General features: G+C 72.8%; 13 protein-coding genes. All 13 read left to right on the forward strand.

Going from position 1 to position 16628, the window contains the following annotated elements; all coding sequences use genetic code 11:
• The first annotated feature begins 14 nt into the window (after positions 1 to 14).
• Positions 15 to 1337 carry an aminotransferase class I/II-fold pyridoxal phosphate-dependent enzyme gene (locus ACESM1_RS00450; RefSeq protein ID WP_372616770.1) on the forward strand — a complete coding sequence of 441 codons (1323 nt, stop codon included), beginning with the start codon at positions 15 to 17 and terminating at the stop codon, positions 1335 to 1337.
• A complete protein-coding gene (locus ACESM1_RS00455) occupies positions 1334 to 2515 on the forward strand; it encodes a hypothetical protein (RefSeq protein WP_372616771.1) in 1182 nt (393 codons plus the stop codon). The genes ACESM1_RS00450 and ACESM1_RS00455 overlap by 4 nt, the downstream gene beginning before the upstream one ends.
• 61 nt (positions 2516 to 2576) lie before the next feature.
• On the forward strand, positions 2577 to 3890 hold the full coding sequence (locus tag ACESM1_RS00460; RefSeq protein ID WP_372616772.1) for a capsule biosynthesis protein: 1314 nt from the start codon (positions 2577 to 2579) through the stop codon (positions 3888 to 3890).
• A 279-nt stretch (positions 3891 to 4169) separates the two neighbouring features.
• Positions 4170 to 5129, forward strand: coding sequence for a glycosyltransferase (locus ACESM1_RS00465; protein WP_372616773.1), 960 nt, complete (start codon positions 4170 to 4172; stop codon positions 5127 to 5129).
• Between the two features lie 215 nt (positions 5130 to 5344).
• Positions 5345 to 6355 (forward strand): glycosyltransferase, encoded by a 1011-nt coding sequence (locus ACESM1_RS00470; RefSeq protein ID WP_372616774.1) that lies wholly within the window; start codon positions 5345 to 5347, stop codon positions 6353 to 6355.
• A 20-nt stretch (positions 6356 to 6375) separates the two neighbouring features.
• Positions 6376 to 6966 carry an acyltransferase gene (locus ACESM1_RS00475; protein WP_372616775.1) on the forward strand — a complete coding sequence of 197 codons (591 nt, stop codon included), beginning with the start codon at positions 6376 to 6378 and terminating at the stop codon, positions 6964 to 6966.
• Complete coding sequence (locus tag ACESM1_RS00480) at positions 6947 to 8203, forward strand: glycosyltransferase (protein WP_372616776.1); 1257 nt, start codon at positions 6947 to 6949, stop codon at positions 8201 to 8203. Before ACESM1_RS00475 ends, ACESM1_RS00480 begins: the two co-directional genes overlap by 20 nt.
• Positions 8204 to 8310: 107 nt before the next feature.
• Positions 8311 to 9264, forward strand: a complete 954-nt coding sequence (locus ACESM1_RS00485) for a class I SAM-dependent methyltransferase (RefSeq protein ID WP_372616777.1) — start codon at positions 8311 to 8313, stop codon at positions 9262 to 9264.
• Positions 9251 to 10096 carry an ABC transporter permease gene (locus ACESM1_RS00490; RefSeq protein WP_372616778.1) on the forward strand — a complete coding sequence of 282 codons (846 nt, stop codon included), beginning with the start codon at positions 9251 to 9253 and terminating at the stop codon, positions 10094 to 10096. Before ACESM1_RS00485 ends, ACESM1_RS00490 begins: the two co-directional genes overlap by 14 nt.
• Positions 10086 to 11318 (forward strand): ABC transporter ATP-binding protein, encoded by a 1233-nt coding sequence (locus ACESM1_RS00495; RefSeq protein WP_372616779.1) that lies wholly within the window; start codon positions 10086 to 10088, stop codon positions 11316 to 11318. The genes ACESM1_RS00490 and ACESM1_RS00495 overlap by 11 nt, the downstream gene beginning before the upstream one ends.
• Positions 11319 to 11338: 20 nt before the next feature.
• Positions 11339 to 12019, forward strand: coding sequence for a class I SAM-dependent methyltransferase (locus tag ACESM1_RS00500; protein WP_372616780.1), 681 nt, complete (start codon positions 11339 to 11341; stop codon positions 12017 to 12019).
• A gap of 54 nt (positions 12020 to 12073) precedes the next feature.
• Positions 12074 to 14842, forward strand: a complete 2769-nt coding sequence (locus tag ACESM1_RS00505) for a glycosyltransferase (protein WP_372616781.1) — start codon at positions 12074 to 12076, stop codon at positions 14840 to 14842.
• Entirely contained in the window at positions 14839 to 16578 is a 1740-nt protein-coding gene (locus ACESM1_RS00510) for a glycosyltransferase family 2 protein (protein ID WP_372616782.1), read from the forward strand. Before ACESM1_RS00505 ends, ACESM1_RS00510 begins: the two co-directional genes overlap by 4 nt.
• Positions 16579 to 16628: the final 50 nt, after the last annotated feature.

Below are 16628 nucleotides of genomic sequence, written 5' to 3' on the forward strand. Positions count from 1 at the left end.
GGGCAGGGCAGGTGATGGCGAGAGCGCAGTCCTTCGGTCTCTCCGCCACCGCGCGGCTGGCGCTGGTGCAGCGTCTGGCCCGGCGTCGCGAGGGGCAGGAAGCGCAGGCGGCCTCCGACCCGCGCGGCTTCGGCAGCATCCAGAACCTCAAGGATTGGGGGCTGGTGCGCGACGCGATGGACGCGCTCGGCATCGAGAGCCCGTTCTTCCGCGCGCATGACGGCCGCGCCGGCGCGCACAGCCTGATCGGCAACCGCGACGTCATCAATTTCGGCAGCTACGACTATCTCGGCCTGAACGGCGATCCGCGGCTGCATGCGGCGGCGGCCGAGGCGATGGCGCGCCATGGCATCTCCGCGTCCGCCTCTCGCCTGGTGTCGGGCGAGCGGCCGGTGCATGGCGCGCTGGAGCGGCGCATCGCCGCGCATTACGGCGCGGAGGCGGCGCTCGCCTTCGTCAGCGGGCATGCGACGAATGTCACGCTGATCGGCCATCTGATGGGCCCGCGCGACCTCATCCTGCACGATGCGGCGATCCACAATTCCTGTGTCGAGGGCGCCAAGCTTTCCGGCGCGCGGCGCGTGCCGTTCGCGCATAACGACCTTGCTTCGGCGGAGAAGGAGTTGAAGGCGGCGCGCCGCGGCGCACAGCGGGCGCTGATCGTCGTCGAGGGCCACTACTCCATGGATGGCGACCTGCCGGACCTGGCGGGCTTCGTGCGGCTGGCGCGCGCGCACGATGCCTGGCTGATGGTGGATGACGCGCATGGCCTCGGCGTGGTGGGCCCGACGGGCAAGGGCGTGTTCGAGGCCGCCGGCGTGGACCCTGCCGAGGTGGATCTCTGGATGGGCACGCTCTCCAAGACGCTCTGCGCCTGCGGCGGCTATGTCGCGGCGCGGGCGGAGCTGGTGGACTGGCTGCGCCACACCGCGCCGGGATTCGTCTATTCGGTCGGGCTCGCGCCGCCGCTCGCGGCCTCTGCCGCCGCGGCCTTCGACATCATGCTGGCGGAGCCCTGGCGGGTGGCGAAGCTGCAGGCGAATGCGCTTCTGTTCCGCGACCTCTGCCGCACCCACGGCTTCGACACCGGCGCCTCCGCGGGGCTGGGTATCGTGCCGGTGGTGCTCGGCAGTTCGGTGCGCGCGGCGCGGGTCTCCGGCGCGCTGCTGGAGCGGGGCGTGAACGCGCTGCCGATCGTCTTCCCCGCCGTGCCGGAAGGCGCCGCGCGCTTGCGATTCTTCATCTCCGCCGAGCATGAGGACGCCGACATCCGCACCGCGGTGGCGGCGCTCGCCGCCGCCGCCGACAGCGTGCCGGCCGCCGACCAGGGACTTTGAGCACGCTCCGCATCGAGGCGGTCACGACGGCGGCACAGGCGCGCGTCTTCCTCGCCCTGCCGGCGCGGCTTGCGCATCTCGGCTGGGGCATTCCGCTGCGCTGGGAGGAGCGGCGGCTCTTCGATCCGCGCTGGAACGGCTTCCTGCGCGACCACGCGGTGGCGCGCTTCCTGGCCTGGCGGGATGGCGAGGCCGTCGGGCGGATCGCCGCCTGCGTGCCGCTGGCCGGGCCAGGCCCCGCGACCTTCGGCTTCCTGCGCGCCGAGCGGGACGCGGCGGTGGTGGCCGCGTTGCTGGACGCCGCGCGCGGTTTCGTGGCGCGGCACGGGCGGAGCAGCCTCGATGGCCCGCTTTCCTTCACCATCAACCACGAGGCCGGCGCCCTCGTCGCGCCGCAGGCGGGCGGCAACGTCATCGTCCCGCCGGAAGCGGGCGGCGAAGCCATGCCCGCGGGTCGCGTGCCGATGCTGCGCATGCCGCGGACGCCGCCCTGGCTGCCGTTCATGATCGAATCGGCCGGCTTCACGCCGCTCGGCGACCTGCTGGCCTGCACGCTCGACCTGGCGCAGGAGCGTCACCGCGCCCGCTTCGCCGCGCTGGCGGCGCGGCGCCCGGCGGAGATAGCGCGGCTGCGGCTGCGGCGGCTCGACCGGCGCGACTTCGCCGCCGAGGTGTCCCGCGTCGCAGCGCTCTACGACGATGCCTGGGGCGCCAACCGCCACGCCGTGCCGCTCCGCCCCGGCGAGGTGGCGACGATGGCGAAGCTGCTGCGCCCGCTGCTGCTGGCCGGCGAAGTGGTGTTCGCGGAGTGGGACGGCGCGCCGGTCGGCCTGGTTTCGGTCGTGCCGAACATCGAGCCGTCGCTGCCGGCGGATGGCCGGCTGCTGCCCTTCGGCTGGCTGAAGCTCGGCGCCGCGCTCGCCGGGCGCACGGACAGTGCCCGCATCCCGATGCTCGGTATCGTGCAGGGCTTCCGCGGCCACCCGGCCTCCGCGCTGGCGATGGGCGCGCTGCTGGCCGAGGCGATCGGCATCGCCGAGCGGCGCGGCTGGCAGCGGACGGAGATCTCCTGGATCCTCGAGGAGAACGCCGCCATGCGGAACGCCATGGCGCGCCTGCCGGCGCCGGTCACCGGGCGGTGGCGGCTGTGGCGCGCGGGCGGGGGCGCCTCCTTGTGACCGGGCGGGACGCGGCGCGGCATTGACAGCGAGGCGCGTGGCATCGAGGTATCCACGCAGCATGTCGCCGCGAGACACCTCCCTGCCACCGGAGGACGAGCCGCGCCCGCCGGGCCGGCGTTTCCTCTTCCTGCAGGGACCGATCAGCCCCTTCTTCGCGGAGGTGGCGGCGGGCCTCACCGCGCGCGGGCATGCGGTGCACCGGATCAACCTCTGCCTCGGCGACCGGCTGTTCTGGAAACCGGTGGAAGGCGCGCCGCGCCCGGTGGACTTCACCGGCCGCGAGTCCGACTGGCCGGGCTTCATCGCCCGCTACCTCGACCTGCACCGCATTACCGACCTGCTGCTGCTGGGGGAGCAGCGCGACTACCACCGCATGGCGATCGCCGCCGCCCGGCGCCGCGGCGTTGCGGTGACAGTGACCGATTTCGGCTATTTCCGCCCCGACTGGATCACGCTGGAGCGCGACGCCATGGGCGGCGACAGCCTGTTCCCGCGCAATCCGGCGGCGATCCGCGCGCTGGCGGAGGGCCTGCCGCGCGCCGATCTGATGGAGCGGCTGCGCGACGACTTCCCGCGCCAGGCGCGGTGGGATGTGCTGTATCACCTGGCGAACCTGCTGCCCTGGCCCTTCCCGCACTACCGCAGCCATCAGCTGCACCACCCACTGACCACCTATGCCGGCATCGGGCTGCGGCTGCTGCGCCGCAACGCCGAGCGGGCGGAGGGTGCGCGTGCGCTGGAGCTGGCCTCCGGCCATCCCTACTGGGTCTTCGCCATGCAGATGGAGACCGATTTCTCCATCCGCGCCTATTCCAGCTACAGCGACATGGACACGCCGCTGGCGGAGACGCTGCACTCCTTTGCCCGCCGCGCGCCGCCGGATGGCCAGATGATCGTGAAGGTGCATCCGCTCGATCCCTGCCTGAAGCGCTGGGGCCGCCGCGTGCCGGCGATCGCCGAAGCCGCCGGCGTCGCGCGCCGGGTGCATCTCGCGCATCACGGCCCGCTCGACACGATGCTGCAGGGCGCGCGCGGGCTGATAACGGTGAACAGCACGGTCGGGCTGCGCGCGCTGATGCTCGGCCGGCCGGTGAAGGCGCTCGGCCGCGCCGTGTGGGATGTGCCGGGATTGGCGCATCAGGGTCCGCTCGACCGGTTCTGGGCGGGGGGTGAGGCGCCGGATCCGTCCCTGTGCGACGACTTCCTCGCATCGCTGCAGGCGACGACGCAGTTGCGCGGCGTGTTCTACGCCGCCGAGGGCCGCGCCATGGCGGTCGCCGGGACGGTGGCCCGGCTGCATGACGGCCGGGTCGGCGTTCCCGCAGCTCAGTCGGCGGGCATCAGCGACGCCGCGATGAGCGGCGGCTCCTGACGCGACGGCAGGTCGTCTCACCGCACGTTGCAGGCCGCCGCGGGCATCGCCCTTTGGCCGCAGCGCTGCGGCTGATGTCTCCTGACGGGCGGGGCCGGGGCTGCGCCACGCTCCCCGCGCTGTCTCCGCGCCGCAGCAATACGTGATTCGCCCATAAGGCGTGTTTGGCAGAAAGAAATGCGCCGCATACGCGTGATACGCGTGTGCCTGCCGTCGAGATCCCCTATAGTTTATCCGTGCCGCCATATTTTCTCCGCAGAGTAGTCCACCTTTAGAAACATGCGGGATACCACCGTCGTCCTCCTGTCCGTCCTCGACGGCGCGGACTACCTGCCGACCCAGCTCGAGAGCCTGGAGCGGCAGGTCGATCAGCGCTGGATGCTGCTGTGGCGCGACGACGGGTCGCGCGATGGCTCGGTGCGCATCCTCGAGGAATTCGCGGCGCGGATGGCGCCAGGCCGGGTGCGGCGGGTTGCCCATGCCGCCCGTCGGCTGGGCATCGCGGCCTCCTTCCTGGCGCTGCTGCGGGCGGCGCCGGCGGATGCCGCGTGCTACGCCTTCTGCGACCAGGACGATGTCTGGCTGCCCGACAAGATCGGCCGCGCTGCCGCGGCGCTGGGGGCCGTGCCGGCCGAGCGGCCGGCGCTCTACTGCGCACGCCAGGTGATGGTGGACCGCGGCCTCAGGCGCCTCGGCCTTTCGCCCGATGCGAAGCGCGGACCGGGGCTGGCGAATGCGCTCGTGCAGAACATCGCCACCGGCTGCACCACCGTGCTGAACGCGGCGGCGCGACGCCATGTGCTCTCCGGCACGCCGCCGCCGCCCACGCTGCACGACTGGTGGGCCTATCTGGTGGTGACCGCGACCGGCGGCCAGGTGATCTTCGACCCGCAGCCCGAGATCCTCTACCGCCAGCACGGCGCCAATGCGGTGGGCGGCAATGTCAGCAAGCTCGCTCGCGCGATGCGGGCGCTGCGGCGCGGGCCCGGCGCCTTCCTCGACACGATGGCCGCGAACATCGATGCGCTTTCCGCCTGCCCTGGCCTGACGCCGGAGGCGCGCCGCACGCTGGATGCGCTCGGCGCCCTGCGCACCGGCAGCTTCGTCGCGCGGCTGCGCACGCTGCGTCGCACCGGCTTGTGCCGCCAGGGCTTCCGCGAAGACGTGCTGTTGCGGCTGTGGTTCACGCTGCGCCCGCTGCCGCGCTGCCGGGCCACGAGGACGGTCGCGACAGCGTGACGAACCTCTCCCTCAAGAGAATGTGACCGCCCGTTTGGACCGTTTGCGATCCGCAGGCGCCGCGCTCGCGGGCCGATGCTTGTCGCGTTGCGGGCCCTGCGGTATGCGCCCCGCGCCTGTGCGCGGTTGCCTCGTGCGCAGCGGATCGGCGCGCGCCTTCCCCGCGTCCGTGCGGCCCGCGTGATGCGGTTTCCAGCCCAGCAGGAGCCCGACAGATGAGCCAGCGCAACGACACGGCGCATATCTTCGTCGGCTCCGACCGGTCGCAGCTGCTGGCGGTGAAGGTGCTGGAGTACTCGATCCGCCGGCACACCGACCTCGAGATCCGGCTGCGCTCGATGCATGACCTCGACCTGCCCGATCCGCAGGACCCGCGGCAGGGCAAGCGCACCGGCTTCTCCTTCACCCGCTTCGCCATCCCGCAGCTGATGGGTCACCAGGGACGCGCCGTCTATCTCGACGCCGACATGCTGGTATTCCGCGACTTCCGCGAATTGTGGGAACTGCCCTTCGACGGCCACAAGGTTCTGATCCAGGAGGAATTGCCGGAGGAAGCGCAGAAGCGCGCCGATGGCGGCAAGCGCATCAAGCAGTGCTCGGTGATGCTGCTCGACTGCGCCGCGCTGGACTGGGATCCGGCGAAGATCATCGCCGGCCTCGACGGGCGCTACACCTATGAGGACCTGCTCTACCACATGTGCGTGCTGCGCGAGGAGGAGGTCGGCTACACCGTGCCCTTCGCGTGGAACAGCCTCGAGACCTACGAGCCGGGCAGGACCGGGCTGATCCACTACACCGACATGAACACCCAGCCCTGGGTGAACCCGGCCAATCCGAATGGCTGGCTGTGGCTCGAGGAAGTCCGGCGGATGATCGCCGAGGGTGCGCTCTCCATCGCCGAGATCGAGCAGGAGATCGCGCTGGGCCATTTCCGCCCCTCGCTCGCGGTCGAGCTTCGCGAGATCGGCGAAGGGCCGGCGAAGCCGGTGACGCAGGAGGATGCGCGCCGCTTCCAGAAGATCGACGACGAGGCCGGCTACAAGCGCCACGCCGCGGTGTACGAATCGGCGCGCAGGCGCAAGCAGGCGGTGCAGGAGTACGAGGCGAAGCTGGCGCGGGAGGCCGGCACCGGCGCGATGGCCGCGCATGCCGCCACCGGCGCGCTGCGCGAAGGAACCGGCGCGCTGCGGCGCGTGGTCGGCGCGCTGCGCCGCGCCTTCCGTTGAGGCACGGCGCCCAGGCGGCCATGGCGGACACCGTCCAACCCACCGGCTCGCCGATCCACCCGGAGGCGGAGTTCGACGCGACGGGCGGCACGCTCGCCCTCGATCCGACGGTGGTGGTGCGCCGCCATGCGGCGATCGAGACCGGGCAGGGCGGGCGCATCTCGATCGGCCGCAAATCGGTGATCCTCCAGTATGCACAGCTGCTGGCGCATGGCGGCGAGATCTCGATCGGCGCCTTCTGCAGCGTCAATCCCTTCTGCGTGCTGTACGGCCATGGCGGGCTGCGCATCGGCAACTACGTGCGCATCGCCACCCATACGGTGATGATCCCGGCCAACCATGTGTTCGACGATCCCGGGGCGCCGATCACCCGCCAGGGCCTGCGCATGCAGGGCATCACCATCGAGGACGATGTCTGGATCGGCGCCGGCGTGCGCGTGCTGGACGGCGTGACGATCGGCCGCGGCGCGGTGATCGCCGCCGGCGCGGTGGTGAACCGCGACGTGCCCTCGATGGCGATCTTCGGCGGGGTGCCGGCGCGCCAGATCGGCTGGCGCGGCCAGGCCTCCGCCAGCGCGCCGCCGGTGCCTGATGCGTCCCCCGCACGATAGCGCGGGCTTCGGCCTCGGCGCCGGGCTGCGCTGGTTGCGCAGTCGGGTGGCGCCGGATGCGCGGAACGCCACGCCGCGCCTGGCCGCGCGCATCCTGCCGTCGCCCGATGCACCGCGTGCGCCGCTCAATCTGCTCGTCATCGCCGATGCTGCCGGTGCCACCCTGCAGATCAACCTGCTGCGTCCGCTGCGCGCATCGCTCGCCGCCGGCGCCTGCCGCATCCACCTCGTCACCGAGGCGGAGGAAGCCGCATGGCGCCTGGCCGGCGGCCGACCGGCCGAGGCGGTGCGTCGCTTGTGGGACGAGGTGGCGCCGGAGGCGGTCTTCGTCAGCCGCTACGGCGGCGGCCTGGCGGAGGAGATCGTCGCGGCCGCGAAGCGCCACCGGACGCCGCTCGTCTATCACCTGGACGACAACCTGTTCGCCGTGCCCCGCGAAGCCGGCGCGGCAAAGGCCGCGAAATACGGCGCGCCGGAGCGCCAGGCGGCGATGCGCCACATGCTCTCGCAGGCCGACCTCGTCCTTCTCTCCACCTCACGGCTGCGCGACCAGCTGGCCGAGGCCGGCCTCTTGCCGGCGCGGCGCGATGCGGTGCAGGTCGCAGGCATCGCCAGCGCCAGCGACCCGTTGGAGCCGGCCATCACGCACGAGGCTGCCGGGCCGGTCTTCGGCTACATGGCGTCCTCCTCGCATGGGCCGGACCTCGCGCTCGCGCTGCCAGGGATCGAGGCGGCGCTGCAGCGCCTGCCTGCGGCGCGCTTCGAGATCTATGGGTCGTTGCCGATGCCCGGCACGCTCGCCGGCCGTTTCGGTGCGCGGGTGCGGCATCATCCCGCGGTGCCGGATTATGATGCCTTCCTGCGTGGCCTCGCCGATCTCGGCTGGCATTGGGGCCTCGCGCCACTGCGCCAGGGCAGCTTCAACGAGGCCAAGACCGACACCAAATGGGTGGAATATGCGGCGGCCGGGATCCCGTGCCTTGCCTCGCGCCATCCGGTGTACGAAGCGTCGCTTGCTGCCGGCGCGGCGGTGCCGGTCGGTGACGGCGACTGGGCGGAAACGTTGCCGGCGGCGCTGGCCGATGCCGCATGGCGGGATCGCGTGCTCGCGGCGGCACAGCAGCGGCTGCGCGCGGAGCACGGCCTGGCGCGCATGACGACGCAGCTCGCCGAGGCGCTCGGCGCCGCCGGCGTGCCGCGGGGCTTGCTGGCGTTGCCCGGGATGTGCCCCGGATGATACCGGGCAGCGCCGGCGGAGACGCGGCTCGGCTTCAGCGGCGGGGCCGGGCCCGGAGCCGGCCCTCGCAATCAATGTTCCTCTGACGACGGGGCGGGAAGACAGACGTGTTGCGCGCCATCGCGAACATCTTTCGCAGGGACGACACCGTGGGTGTGGCGGCCGAGGGTCCGGCGTCGCCCACCGCACCGCCGGTGGCTGCCGCGCCCGAAGTGCCTGTGGCGCCCGAAGTGCCTGCCGCGCCCGAAGTGCCTGCGGCGCCCGAAGCGCCTGCGGCGCCCGTGGCACCGCTCGGCGGCTACGACGAGGGCCGCGTCCACATCCCAGGGGTCGAGTCGCTTCCAGACGAGGAGTTGCAGCGGCTGAACGCGCTGCTTCCCTGGGCGGCCTTCGTGGTGGATTCACGAGGCCGGCGCTTCGGCGCGCCCTATTCCGCCAACAAGCGCAACGTGCCGCAGCTGGTGCCCGATCCGCGCATCGTCGAGCTCGACCGCCGCATGCCGCTCGCCGGCCGCACCGTGCTGGAGATCGGCTGCTTCGAGGGCATCCACACCACCGCCCTCGCGGAGCGCGCCGGCCGCGTGCTGGCCTGCGACAGCCGCATCGAGAACGTGGTGAAGACCATCGTGCGCTGCGCGATGTTCGGCGTGCCCGCGCCACATGTCTTCCGCTGGGACGCCGAGGAGACACCGCCGCCGGGCATGGATCTCGGCTGCGACGTGCTGCACCATGTCGGCGTGCTCTACCACCTCACCGATCCGGTCGGGCACCTGCGCAGCATCGCGCCGCTGGTGCGCGACGGCATCATGCTCGACACCCAGGTCGCGCCGGAGGACGCCGCGGTGCGGGAGTACGAATCGGGTGGCCGCCTCTGGCGCTACATGCACTACCGCGAGGCGGGCCGGGAGGCGCCCTTCGCCGGCATGCTGGACCACGCCAAATGGCTGTTCCGCGAAGACCTCGTCGCGCTGCTGCGCGAGCTGGGCTTCAACGACCTGCATGAGGAAAGCCTGTTCCAGTCACGAAACGGCCCGCGGTGGCTGGTCTATGCCCGGCGCTGAAGCCGCGGCGCGCCGGCTCCCCCCGCTGCGGCATCCGCGCGTCGCGAGCCTTGCGCGCCATCTGCGGCTGGCGGTGGACCTCGCCGCGCGCGACATCCGCGACCGCTACGCGGGTGCCGCGATCGGGCCGCTCTGGCTGCTGGTCACGCCGGCGGTCTACCTGCTGATGTACTGGCTCGTCTTCGGGCAGCTGCTGCGCGTGGGCTGGCCGCCCGGCGCGCCGGGCGAGGCGTCGCCGGGCTTCCTGCTGCCATTCTTCTGCGGGCTGGTGCTGTATCTCTTCATGGTGGATCTGGTGATTTCCTCCACCGACGTGTTCCAGCGCCGCCGCGACTATGTGCGCCGCGCGCCCTTCCCGCTCTGGGTGCTGTGGCTGGCCAACCTGCTGCGCACCGCCACGCCGGCGGCGGCGGGGCTGCTGCTGCTGCTCGTGCTGGCCTTCGCGCAGGGGCGGCTTGGCGTCGCGGGGCTTGCCTGGCTGCCCGTGGCGCTCGGCGCCAGCCTGCTGTTCCTCGCCGCGCTCTCGCTCTGCCTGGCGATGCTCGGCCCGTTCCTCGGCGACCTGCAGGAGGTTCTGCGGCTGGTCGCGCGCGCGCTGTTCTATGCCGGGCCGATCGCCTATCCGCTCGCCATCGTGCCGGAGCAGGTGCGCGCGCTGATGTGGCTGAATCCGCTGACCCACATGGCGGAGATGCTGCGCGGCGCGCTGGTCTACGGGCAGGGGCCGCAGGCGCTGCCCTTCCTCGGCTTCCTGCTCGCCACCGCCTTGCTGCTGGCGCTGGCCGCCTTCCTCTATCGCCGCGTCGCCGGGGCGGTGGCCGATGTCGTCTGACGCCGCGCCGGAGGAGCTGCTGCTGCGCGCGCGCGGCATCGGCAAGGCCTACACCAGCATCGATTCGCCGATGTCGCGCCTCGGTGAGGCCCTGTTCCGCCGCGAGAGCGGCAGGCGGCGCAAGCATGTCGTGCTGGACGGCATCGACCTCGATGTTCGGCGCGGCGAGACGCTCGGCATCATGGGCCGCAACGGCGCCGGCAAGACAACGCTGCTGGCCATCCTCGGCCGCGTGCTGGAGCCGAGCGCGGGCACGGTGGAGCGGCTCGGGCGCATCGCCACGCTGCTGGAGGTCGGCGCCGGCTTCAACCCGCAGTTCAGCGGCCGCGACAACGCGAAGCTGTTCTGCGGCATCATGGGCCTGACCACGCGCGAGGCGGCCGCGGTGCTGCCGGAGATCGAGGCCTTCGCCGACCTCGGCGAATATTTCGAGATGCCGCTGCGCACCTATTCCTCCGGCATGCAGGCGCGGCTCGGCTTCGCCTGCGCGGCGCATGTCGAGGCCGACCTGGTCATCATCGACGAGACGCTGGCGGTGGGCGACGCCGCCTTCCGCGTGAAGTGCTACATGCGCATCAAGGCGATGCAGGAGCGCGGGCAGACCTTCCTGATGGTCAGCCACAGCCCGAACCTGATCGCCAATTTCTGCTCGCGCGTCGTCGTGCTGGAAGGCGGCCGCAAGGTGTTCGACGGCGCGCCCGTCGGCGCCTTCGAGGTCTACAAGGACATCCGCGAAGGGCTGGAGCGCCGCGCCGCGACGGTCGCCAGCGTCGCGAAGCCGGTGACGGCCGACGACCCGCGCCTCACGCTGCGCGGCGCACACCTTGTCGAGACGTGGCAGGCAGACGGGCCGCCGCTGGTGGAGCTGACGGCGGAGCTGGTGGCCGGCGCCGCAATCGCGCGGCCCATCCTCAGCTGCGGCATCCGCAACAAGGAAGGCATCGTGGTCTGCGGGCTGGCCACATCCGACCTCCCCCAGGGCCTTGCGCCGATGCAGGCGGGGGAGAGCCGCCGCCTTCGCCTGGTGTTCCGCAACCGGCTGCTGCCGGGCATCTATTTCCTCGCCGCCCGCACCGGCGAGACGGTGGGCGACGTGACCACCACCTTCAACGTGTACCACAACCTCGCCAGGCTCGATGTCGTGCGCGACACGCCGAGCCGCGGGCTTGTGGACCTCGACATGCGGATCAGCGCCGATGCCGCGGCACCCGTCGGCGACTGAGCGCGACCAGGATGATGACGATGCAAGCCGACCTGCCGAGCCTGTTCGCCGACGCCTATGTCGGCCCGCCCCACAAGCGCGTGGAGCTGCTGCCGCTGCTGCACGGCTTCGCCTTCGCGCTGCTGGCCGCGCGGCACGGGGCGCCGCCGGCGGAGCCGCTGCAGGCGGCCGAGTGCGGCGTCTACAAGGGACACTCGCTGGCCTCCTGCGCGCGGCTGGCGCAGGCGCTGGGAAGCCGCGTGGCCTTCACCGGGCTGGATACCTTCGCCGGCCTGCCGGCACTGTCGGAAACCGACCTGTCCTACAATCCGCACGAGGCGGCGCGCGGGCCGGTACCGCTGTTCAGGGACACCTCGGTCGCCGAAGTGCAGGGCTTCGTTGCGGAGCAGGCGCCGGGCACCGAGGCGCATCTGGTGGCGGGGCTGTTCGCCGACACGCTCGGCACGCTGCCGGAGCGGCTCTACGATTTCGTGCATGTGGACTGCGACCTGTACGAGCCGCACCTTGAATGCCTGGAATACTTCTACCCCCGCGTGCGACCCGGCGGCATCGTGTTCTTCGATGACTACCACTCGGTCGAGTTTCCCATGGCCAAGGGCGCGATCGACGTGTTCATGTCCGGCAGGCCCGAGGAGCTGATGCATCTGCGCTGCGGCGAGGACCGCCCGAACCATACCAAGGCCTGGTTCGTGAAGCGCTGACCGGGCACGAGGCGCAGGATGGCGCGCGGCGATGCGGAGGATGGGACGGAAGGCATGAACGCGACCGGTCCTGCGCCCATGCCCCCGCCGGGACGCAAGCTCGCGATCGGCATCAAGGTGGCCGCGCTCCGCCCGGACATGGCGAGCGTCTGGTACCGTGGCCTCTACCCCGCGGTGCATCTGCACGCGCTCGGCCACCGGGTCGAGGTGTTCGACGCGATCGCGACGGCTGCGCAGTTGCGGCGCTTCGACCTGGTGATCCTGGTGAAGCCGACGACGCTGGACGATCTCGGCTTCGCCAACGCGGCGCGCGACCAGGGCGTGCCGGTGGTGCTCGATCTCTGCGACGACGTGTTCATCCCCGGCTACGGCGGCAGCCGCGGCAAGGAGGCGGCGGTGTGCCGCGCGGTGGCCGGGATCGCCGCGGCGGTGGTCACCACCGGCCCGGTGCTTGCCGCGAAGCTGCGCGCCATGGTGCCGGCCGGGACCCCGGTGGTAGAGATCGCCGATCCCGTGGAGAACGAGGCCGACAACGCGGCAGTGATGCGTGCTTTCGGCGGAGCCTTTGCCGCCGCGCGGCGAAAGCGCGGCCTGCAGCGGCTGCGCGCCGTGCTGCGTCCGCGCCAGCGCCTGCATGCTCTGCGGGTCAGGCTGCGGCCCCGCCGGCGGCTCCAGGCTATCCGTGCCCAGCTGGGGTCGCGGAGGCGCTTCCACGCACTCCGCGCCCGGATGAGAATCGCGTGGCAGCGGCTGGCTCTCATTTTCGTGCTGAAGCCGCGCTGGAAGCTGCTTGCGCTGCATTCGGCGATCCGGCCCCGGCGACGCATCATGCAGCTTCGCGACCTTTGCCGCGCCGCGCCGCGCGCCATCCTGAAGGCGCGCGATATTCCGATTGCGGAGTGGCCGCGCCGGCTGCCGGGAGCCGTCTGGCGCCGATTGGTCTATCTGCTCGGACCAACCCCGCGCAGGGCTGCGCAATCCCCGCTCCCGGCACCCTGCCCCGCCGCGCCGGCATCGCGCCCTGCCGTGCCTGTAGCACGGCCGCCGTCACCCGGACTGCCGCCGTCATCATCCGCGCTGCCGCCCGCGCCGCCGCCCGTGCTGCCGGCAATGCCCGCCGCCGCAGAGCCGCGCCCCGGCGAGGCGCGACGCACGGTGATCTGGTTCGGCATCAAGGGCGCCGCGCATGGCGATTTCGGCATCCGCAACCTGGCGCTGATCGCCCCGGCGCTGGCGCGCGTGGCGGCGGAGATCCCGCTGCGCCTGCTCGTGGTCAGCAACGGCGAGGAGGAGTTCCGCCGCGTCACCGCCGGCTGGCCCTTCGCCTGCGAGTACCGCGAATGGAGCCGTGAGACGATCCTCGCCGAGCTCGACGGCGCCGATGTGTGCGTCATCCCCAATTCGCGCGACGCGTTCAGCATCGGCAAGTCCGCCAACCGTCACGCGCTGGCGCTGAGCCGCGGCGTGCCGGTGGTCGCCACCGCCATCCCCGCGCTGCAGGGGATGGAGGGCTTCATGGTCCTCGACGACTGGGAGGGCGGGCTGCGCGGCTACCTGAGCGACCCGGCCCGGGCCGGTCGCGACGTGGCGGCCGGGCGCGCGCATGTGCAGCGCGCCTTCTCCGCCGGCGTGCTCGCCCGCGCCTGGGATGCGCTGCTGCAGGAGGTGACGGGGCGCGGCGCCGGCCCGGCCGCCGCGGCGGATGCGCCGCCCCGAATCCTCGGCTTCCTCGACCTGGTGCAGGACCTAGACGTGCTGCTGCCGGTGCTGGAGGCGATGCGCGCCGACCCGCGCTTCGCGCCGGAGGCCTGCATCTCCGACCGGCTGGCCGCGGCCTCGCCGCGTGTGCTGCGGGAGTTGGTGGAGCGCGGGCTGATGCCGCGCATCGTGCCGCGCAAGGACGTGATCGCCGGCAGAGCGCCGGCGCTGGAGGGCATCGCCGCGCTGCTCACCGCGGCGGAGAGCTCCCATCCCGCACATCGCGCGCCGTATGCGCTGGCTGCGCGCGCCACGGCGCGGGGGATGCCAAGCTTCACCTTCCAGCACGGGCTGGAGAATATCGGGCTGACCTACTTCGCGCCCGACCCGGAGCATCCCGGCCCGATCCGCTTCGCCTCCTCCCGTATCCTGGTCTGGGGTCCGGTGGAGTCGCTGCCGGCGGACGTCCTGCCCGAGACCCGCGCGCGCTGCGTCGCGGTCGGCTGCCCGAAGCCGGCGGAGGCGCCGCCCGCCACGCTGCCGCTGCCGCCGCATGCGGGCAAGGTGGTGGGCGTGTTCGAGAACCTGCACTGGGAGCGCTACGACGCCGCCTATGTGCAGGCCTTCCTGGCCGATCTCGGCGCCACCGCCGTGCGCTTCCCGGAGGTGCTGTTCCTGGTCAAGCCGCACCATGCCGCGCGCTGGCTGGCAAAGAACCCGCAGGCGCTGGCCGGCATGCCGGGCAACCTGCTGCTCGCCGACCCCGCCCAGCCGACCTGGGAGCCCTTCACGGCGGCGGCGATCCTGGCCGCGGTGGACGGGGTGATCACCACCCCCTCCACCGTCGCGCTCGATGCCGCGCGGGTCGGGCGGAAGGTGGCGGTGGCGGGCTATGGGCTCGACCTGCCGGTCTATGCGCCGCTGCCGATCCTGCGCGGCGCGGAGGATTGGGCGGGCTTCGTGGCCGGGCTGTCGGCGGCCGATGCCGATCTCGCCGGGCGCATGGAGCGCTTTCGCGCCCGGCACCTGCTGCCCGGCCAGGCGGTGCCGCGCATCCTCGACCTCGTCGCGGCCGATCTGGCCACGGCGGCGGCGCCGGCGGGGCGGGACGCCGCGGCCGCATGACCGGACTTCCGGCACGGCTGCGCGGCGCGATCGCGGCGCTGCTGCGTGGCCGCCCGCAGCCTGCATCCGCCCCGCAGGCACCACGGACGCGCCTGACCTATGCCGAGTGGGTGGCGCGCCACGGCACGCCCGGACCGGCGGCGCTGGCGCGGCTGGCGGCGTGCCTCGGCGAGCGGCCGGCCCGTGTCTCGGTGCTGATGGCGGCGGGGGAGCATGACATGGCGGCCGTCACGGCCAGCCTCGCCTCGCTGCAGGCGCAGCTGCATCCGGATTGGGAGCTCTGCCTCGCGGCGCCTGCGGACCTGGTACTGCCCGCGGAGCCACGGCTGCGGCGGGTCGCCGGGAGCGGGCTGGACGCGGCCTGGGGCCTTGCGGGCGGCGACTTGGCGATCGTGCTGGAGCCCGGCGACCTGCTCGCCCCGGAAGCCCTCGCTGCCGCCACGCTGGACCTCGCGGCGGCGCCGGAAGCGCGGCTGGTCTATGCCGACGAGGACCGGCTGGACGCCGCCGGGCGCCGCACCGATCCCTGGTTCAAGGGCGGCTGGAACCCGGACCTGTTCCGCGCCCAAGCCTACGCGCTGCGGCCCTGCGTGATTCGCCGCGTGGCGCTGGAGGCGGTGGGCGGCCTCGCCGGGCCGCCAGGCGCCGAGCTGTACGCGACCCTGCTGCGCCTCGCCGAGGGCGCGCCCGCGGGCGCGATCCGGCACCTGCCCCTGGTGCTGCTGCACCGCCGCGCCGACGCGCCGTCCGAGGAGCCGGCGGCACATGCGGCGGCGCTTTCAGCCCATCTCGCCGCCACCGCGCCCGGAGCGAGGGTGGAGACCCTGCCGCAGGGCGGCTGGCGGCGCGTGGTCTGGCCGTTGCCGGCGACGCCGCCGCGCATGTCGCTCTGCATCCCGACGCGCGACCGCGTGGCGCTGCTCGAAGGCTGCGTCGAGGGGCTGCGCCACCGAACCGACTGGCCCGACCTCGAGATCCTGGTGGTGGACAACGACAGCGCCGAGGCGGCGACGCGCGAGTACCTGGATTCGCTGGCCGACGATCCGCGCGTGCGCGTGCTGCGCGAGACCGGGCCGTTCAACTTCTCCCGCCTCAACAACCTCGGCGCCGCGGCGGCGAGCGGGACGCTGTTCGGGCTGGTCAACAACGACATCGCGGTGCGCGAACCCGGCTGGCTGCGGGAGATGGCGGGCCATGCGCTGCGGCCGGAGGTCGGCGCGGTCGGCGCGCTGCTGCACTACGGCGATGGCACGGTGCAGCATGCCGGCATCGTGCTCGGCATCGGCGGCGTCGGCTCGCACATCCACAAGCGGCTGGCCGGTGCGGCGCCGGGCTACCAGGGACGGGTCGCGGTGGCGCAGGAGGTGGCGGCGGTCACCGCCGCCTGCCTGCTGACGCCGATCGCCACCTGGCGGCGACTCGGCGGGCTGGACGAGGCGAAGCTGCCGGTCGCCTACAACGACGTGGACTACTGCCTGCGCGTGCGGGAGGCCGGGCTGCGCGTGGTGTTCACCCCCCATGCCGTGCTCGACCATCTGGAATCCGCCTCCCGCGGGCTGGATGATGGCGGCGCGCGCCGCGCTCGGCTAGAGCGGGACAAGGACTGGATGCGCGGCCGCTGGGGGGCGCTGCTGGACGCCGATCCCTTCTACAGCCCGAACCTGGCGCTGGACGCGACGGATTGCCGGCTCGCCGCGCAGCCGCGCTGGCGGCCAGGATGGATGCAGTCGGCCTGAACGCCTGCCGATGCCGCCGGGCGGGGCCGCCTTGCGCGCGGCTGCGGGGC

Origin of the sequence: Falsiroseomonas sp., from assembly GCF_041690465.1 — a bacterium.
Classification (GTDB): domain Bacteria; phylum Pseudomonadota; class Alphaproteobacteria; order Acetobacterales; family Acetobacteraceae; genus Falsiroseomonas.